Origin of the sequence: Anaeroplasma sp. (genome assembly GCF_034179385.1) — a bacterium.
Classification (GTDB): Bacteria; Bacillota_I; Bacilli_A; order Acholeplasmatales; family Anaeroplasmataceae; genus Anaeroplasma.
The window spans coordinates 1-5840 of sequence record NZ_JAXFPY010000014.1 but is presented as its reverse complement, the minus strand read 5'-3'; the positions used below and the strand labels follow the sequence as shown (position 1 = coordinate 5840).

Sequence of the window (5840 nt, the reverse complement as noted above, 5' to 3'; positions counted from 1 at the left end):
GTGTTTCTTTAGCTTTCTTTCTAGATACTCTGTTAATTCTTCAATCACCTTATATTTTGAAATTGCTAAATTTTTAGTATTCTTAAGTGTTGTTTTACATACGACGCTATTCGCTTCACTACATAGTACAATACCAATAGTAGGAGAATCTAAATCGCTTTTAATATATTCATCAATATAATTTGTATAGAATAATAATTGTCCTATATATTCAGGCTTAAACCTTGTTGTTTTCAATTCTATAACAACATATGAGTGACTAGGAATATGATAGAACAAAAGATCTATTTCATATTCTATATCATCCATAGGTAGTTTATATTTTTCTCTAACAAAGGAAAAGCCTTGACCTAGTTCTAAAATGAATTTTTGAATATTAGATAATATACTATTTTGTAATTTTTTCTCGGAAGTGATATCATTTACTCCTATGAAATCCAAAACATAGGTATCTTTTACAATTTCATTTAATTCAGTATTAATAGATACTTCCCTATCTTGTATAGAAGTATCTGGATTAATTAAATATCTTTCATAAGCTTTAGCTTTAAATTGTAATTCTACTTGGCTTCTTGACCATTTGTTTTTATATGTTTGTTCAATATACCATAACATTTCTTTATGAGAATGTGACTTCTGCATAATAATTACATAAGTAAACCAAGCAATTAGTCGAGCAGGTTGCTCGAATATTTCATGATAAGAAAATTCAAAAGAAAATCTTCTCATGTAATTTAAATTATCATAAGAAAATCCTTTACCATAACCTTTTAAATCATTAGCTAGGTTCTCTATATATTTGCTTCCCCATACTTTTCTTTCATTGATAATTCTACCAATTTCATAATTGTCATTATCATGGCACTATTAACAACAACCATTGCTTTAGCTTGGTTCGTTCTAATAGTATCTTTGATTCTATTTAAATCCTCTAAATAATCTTTCTCTAAAATTGTTATTTCTTTTGTTTTACTCATAAAATTTATTTCCTCTTTTCTCAAAAAAATAAATCCTGCAAAGCTTTAAGCCTTACAGGATCATCGTTATATTAAATTGGGCATTTTGTAATATCATAATACCAGCTCCTTAAGATATCTTATTGTATCACATATTCCATTTTATTACTAGATTGCAAGTCTATTTCTTTGGGATTTTTAGTTTAATGATGTGAAGTGGTACCAATTTAGTAGAAAATAAAATAAAAAAAAGACCCAATTTTAAAATTGGAGTCAATTCATTAAATCTTTTTTACTTGGTTGAATGGGAATTCCATTGGAGTCATACGACCAAACATGTTGATAAGAATCGTTAATGTTTCCTTCTCAAGGTTAACTATAGATACCTCACCAACCATATCCTTGAAGGATCCTTCTGTAACAATAACCTTATCCCCTGCATAAATTTCGAATACTGGCTTTTGAACAAGGCCTAGCTTCTCTAATATTGCGTCCATCTCATCCTTAGGTACAGCAACTGGCTTTGTGCCTCCACCAGAGGAGCCTAAGAAACCAGTAACCTTTGGAGTGTTACGAACCATGAACCATGCATCCTCGTCCATTTCCTTATCTACTTCCATCTCAACAAATACGTATCCAGGGAAAAGCTTTTCTACCTTTTCCTTTTTCTTACCCTTTTTATCTACAACCTCCTTAACCTCTTCAGGAACTAATACCTGATAGATTAAGTGAGTCATATTCATAGATTCTCTTCTTCTTTCCAAATCCTGCTTAACAGAATTCTCATATCCTGAATAAGTTGTTACAATATACCATCTTTTCATTGTCTTATCCTCCTTAAATAATTAAGCCTAACAATTCAGCAATGAATACATCATATAGCATGAATAATAATGTTAATATGATGATGAAAACAAATGTACGAATGGCATTACCTAAGAACTTAGGCCAAGCAAGCCATGTGATTTTCTTTAATTCAGGGAATGCAGGCTTTAAGAATGGATAAAGTGCATATAATAAGCCTAAGGATGCAAGAACAATTAAAATCCATGCGAATACTTGAGGATATTCACCAATTACAGGGAAATCCTTTCTTACCTGTAATGCACCATTTAGCATTAAGCAACCAAGTAGTAGAGTAATAATAGAAATAACTAGGAATAACCAGTTTTCCCATTGATGCTCTTCCTTTAGGTATTCACCAATACGATATACACCTAAAGATGATTCCTTTTGCTGCTTCTTTTCAATTTGCTTACGGATCTTAGCCTCAACTAAATCCTTATTGCTCTTTGGTGCTTCTTCTACATTATCTTCTTCTGCCTTATCTTCTACATTATCTTCTACATTATCCTCTTCTTCAGAATAAGTAGATTCAACCTTTTTCTTCTTTGACTTAGGGCCACCAATTGCCTGCTTCTTTTCTTCTAAAGCTTCCTTCTCTTCAACTACTTCTTCTTTTACTTCTTCAGTTTTAGCTTCTTCTAAAGCTTCCTTCTTTTCTAATTCCTTATCGTCTGCCATAAGTAATCCTCCTTACTTCGTCTCTTTGTGCATTGTATATTTATTACAAGTTGGACAGTATTTTTTGATTTCTAGTCTTTCTGAATTCTTTTGTGGATTCTTTGTTGTCGTGTAATTACGGCTAAAGCATTCTTCACAAATTAATATAACCTTTGTTCTCATGAAAACACCTCCAATACATAATTTAGCGCAAAATAAAAAACCTTAATCTCAGGTCCTACTAAAATTATAAGACATTTAGAGTTTAAGGTCAATCAAAATAATAAATTATTTTATAGCATGTAAAATGTCTATTCTTTCCTTTGGATTATCTGCGTTACATACATAAGAACCTGACACGGCTAAATCTACATATTTTGCAATATATGGAGCGGTTGTATCCTTAATTCCACCATCGATGTTAATAAGATAGGAATAATGATTCTCTTTTCTTAATTTGTATAATTCTTCTACCTTTTCTATAGAATCCATCATGAAGGATTGTCCACCAAAGCCAGGCTCAACGCTCATAACTAATACCATATCTACATAAGGTAGATATTCCTTTATTTCTTCTACCTTAGTTTTAGGCTTAATAGAAATACCTGCCCCTATATTATAGGAATGAATTAAATCAATTGTTTTTAAAACATCACAATCCGCTTCTACATGGAATGTAATATATTGGCTTCCTGCATCTACAAATTGCTTAATGTAATTTTGTGGATGTAGAATCATTAAATGGGTATCAAATGGCTTATCTGTAATTTTTCTTATGGATTTAACGAATGCAGGTCCTATAGAAATATTTGGGACAAATTCACCATCCATAATATCCATATGAACATAATCTGTAGATGATAAAGCCTCCTTTAGGGAGGATTCCATATTTGCAAAATCTGCAGTTAATATTGATAAAGATACTTTCATTTTTTTAATATCTCCTTATACATTTTATTGTAGGATTGATAGCGAGAGGCTAAAATCTCACCCTTTTGTGCGGCCTCATAAATGGCGCAGCCCTTTATTCCCTCTAGATGGTTACAATCTCTAAATTTGCAATTATGACCTCTAAAATCTACGAATAAACCCTCAAGCTCATCCTTATCGATTCCTAATACATCTAACTTAGAAAAACCAGGAGTATCGCCAATAAAGCCCCCTAAATAAGGGTATAGGCTCGTTTCTCTTGTCGTGTGGCGTCCTCTACCTAGGGCTTGGCTGATTTCCCCAGTTTTAAGGAAAAAGCCAGGGACTACTGCGTTAATTAGGGTAGATTTGCCTGCACCAGTCTGGCCGGATAAAACGGTAATTTTATCCTTTAGGATGTCTCTGACAAGATCAATACCCTCCTTATGCTTAGAATCTACATAGAATACCTTATAGCCCATATTCTCATAATAGGAAAGCTTTTCCTTTAATTCAAATAATTCTAAATCCGTAAGCAAATCTATTTTAGATACAACAAGAACTGGAGTAATATTTTGATGCAATATATTAACTAAGAATAAATCCAATAGAAAAAAGGAAAAATCAGGCTCCTTAGCCGCAAAGACCAAAAGGATTTGGTCTACATTGGCAATATCTGGCCTTATCATTTCATTCTTTCTTTCTAAGTAATGGTCAATCATTCCATTTTCAATGACTGCAATATCTCCAACCTTAGGTGTATTTTTAATTGTAGTAAGTACTTCCTTTTTACTTTTTGATTTTTCATTGACCATATATTTCTTTTCATATCTAAGCTTACCACGAGCTTTAAGAGAAACAATAGAACCATCAAGAAGTAAAATCTTATATACTCCACCATTTAAATTTATGATTCTTCCCTTTTGCATAAATACCTACTTTTTCATATGTTTGCTTCTAAGCTGACCGCATGCGGCATCAATATCTGAGCCCTGCTCTTTTCTTAATTGTACATTAATTCCTCTTTTATAAAGAGTATCATAAAAGGCTCTCATCGTCTCTTCCTTGCTTCTCTTATAAGGCTTTTCTATAACCTCATTATATGGAATTAAATTTACATATATATTTTCCCTACCAATTAAATCTGCAAGTGCATTTGCACATTCCTTTGTATCATTAATATCTCTTAATAAAATATATTCAAATGTTACTCTTCTACCGGTTATAGAAATATAATATTTGACTGCATCCATTAATTCCTCTATAGGATATCTTTTATTTATTGGCATGATTTGGTCTCTAATTTCATTTTTAGGTGCATGTAGGCTAATTGCTAAATTTACCTGTAAATCGAAGGAAGCATATTCCCTAATCTTAGGTACAAGCCCACAAGTAGATACCGTAATATGTCTTGCTCCAATCTCTATGCCCTTTGCATGATTGATAATTTTTAGGAAATTAATGACATTATCATAATTATCAAAAGGCTCACCAATTCCCATAACAACAACATGGGATACTCTTATTTCTGCCAAGGAAGATACCATAAGTACCTGCAGTACCATTTCTGCTGTAGTTAGGTTTCTTAGCTTCTTTTTCATGCCAGAGGCACAAAATACGCACCCCATATTACAGCCTACCTCACTAGTTACACATACAGAGTAGCCATAATTATGATTCATTAAAACTGTTTCAATCAAATTCCCATCGGATAATTCAAATAAAAACTTTTGTGTACCATCAAAGGATTTTTGTCTTGTAACACATTTTAAGCTATCAATGATAAAGTTTTCTTTTAAATGAGCAATAAATTTCTTTGAAATATTGCTCATTTCTTCAAAGTTTTGAATTCTATGACGATAAAACCATTCCATCATTTGAGATGCACGAAATGGCTTTTCCCCCATATGGATTAAATATTCCTTCCACATTTCTTCTGTATAATTATATATACTCTGCATAATTCCACCTAATTTCCAAAATTATTATACACTTAAGACCATTTATTTTAAAGATATAATTTGTTTGCAAATGCATTAGAACAAAAGAGAAAAGGAGCACACCGCTCCTTTATCCAATATACTTTTCTACCTCTTCAAGACTTAAATTAAGTAGTTTTGCTATTTCTTCCTTTTTCATTCCATTTTGAATCATAATTGAAATGAATTCTTTCTTGCTCTTTTCTTCGCCTAAGGCAATGCCTTCTTCTCTACCTTGGGCAATACCTTCCTCTCTACCTTGGGCAATACCCTCATCCTTGGCAGCCTCAAGCCTTACGCCCTCTTCGTATTCCTGCTTTAATCTTGCATCCCTTAATCTTCTAGCCTCATCAGACTTATCATAATCGCTTAACATTTCTGCCGCCTCCTTTATGATTAGGGAATTATCTTCTAAATATTTTCCAATATCCTTTGTAGATAATAATTTTAACGCCCTATCTAATTCCATTTTACTATCTTCAGGAATTTTTTC

General features: G+C 32.2%; 8 protein-coding genes and 1 pseudogene. All 9 read right to left on the bottom strand.

Going from position 1 to position 5840, the window contains the following annotated elements; translation table 11 throughout:
• The coding region (locus tag SPJ17_RS00950; protein ID WP_321091866.1) for a PDDEXK nuclease domain-containing protein at positions 1-795 on the bottom strand (795 nt) is incomplete at its 3' end.
• Positions 792-977 (bottom strand): hypothetical protein, encoded by a 186-nt coding sequence (locus SPJ17_RS00945; protein ID WP_321091864.1) that lies wholly within the window; start codon positions 975-977, stop codon positions 792-794. The genes SPJ17_RS00945 and SPJ17_RS00950, both read right to left, overlap by 4 nt.
• 260 nt (positions 978-1237) lie before the next feature.
• Positions 1238-1780, bottom strand: a complete 543-nt coding sequence (nusG, locus tag SPJ17_RS00940) for a transcription termination/antitermination protein NusG (protein WP_321091862.1) — start codon at positions 1778-1780, stop codon at positions 1238-1240.
• Between the two features lie 13 nt (positions 1781-1793).
• Complete coding sequence (locus SPJ17_RS00935; protein WP_321091860.1) at positions 1794-2480, bottom strand: preprotein translocase subunit SecE; 687 nt, start codon at positions 2478-2480, stop codon at positions 1794-1796.
• Positions 2481-2492: 12 nt separating this feature from the next.
• Positions 2493-2642: a 50S ribosomal protein L33 gene (rpmG, locus tag SPJ17_RS00930; RefSeq protein WP_321091858.1), complete on the bottom strand. Its 150-nt coding sequence runs from the start codon at positions 2640-2642 to the stop codon at positions 2493-2495.
• 105 nt (positions 2643-2747) lie between these two features.
• On the bottom strand, positions 2748-3389 hold the full coding sequence (gene rpe, locus SPJ17_RS00925; RefSeq protein WP_321091855.1) for a ribulose-phosphate 3-epimerase: 642 nt from the start codon (positions 3387-3389) through the stop codon (positions 2748-2750).
• Positions 3386-4297, bottom strand: a complete 912-nt coding sequence (gene rsgA / locus SPJ17_RS00920) for a ribosome small subunit-dependent GTPase A (RefSeq protein ID WP_321091853.1) — start codon at positions 4295-4297, stop codon at positions 3386-3388. Before rsgA ends, rpe begins: the two co-directional genes overlap by 4 nt.
• Positions 4298-4303: 6 nt before the next feature.
• On the bottom strand, positions 4304-5329 hold the full coding sequence (gene rlmN / locus SPJ17_RS00915; RefSeq protein WP_321091851.1) for a 23S rRNA (adenine(2503)-C(2))-methyltransferase RlmN: 1026 nt from the start codon (positions 5327-5329) through the stop codon (positions 4304-4306).
• A 109-nt stretch (positions 5330-5438) separates the two neighbouring features.
• Positions 5439-5840: pseudogene (locus tag SPJ17_RS00910) on the bottom strand (hypothetical protein); the annotation flags it as partial.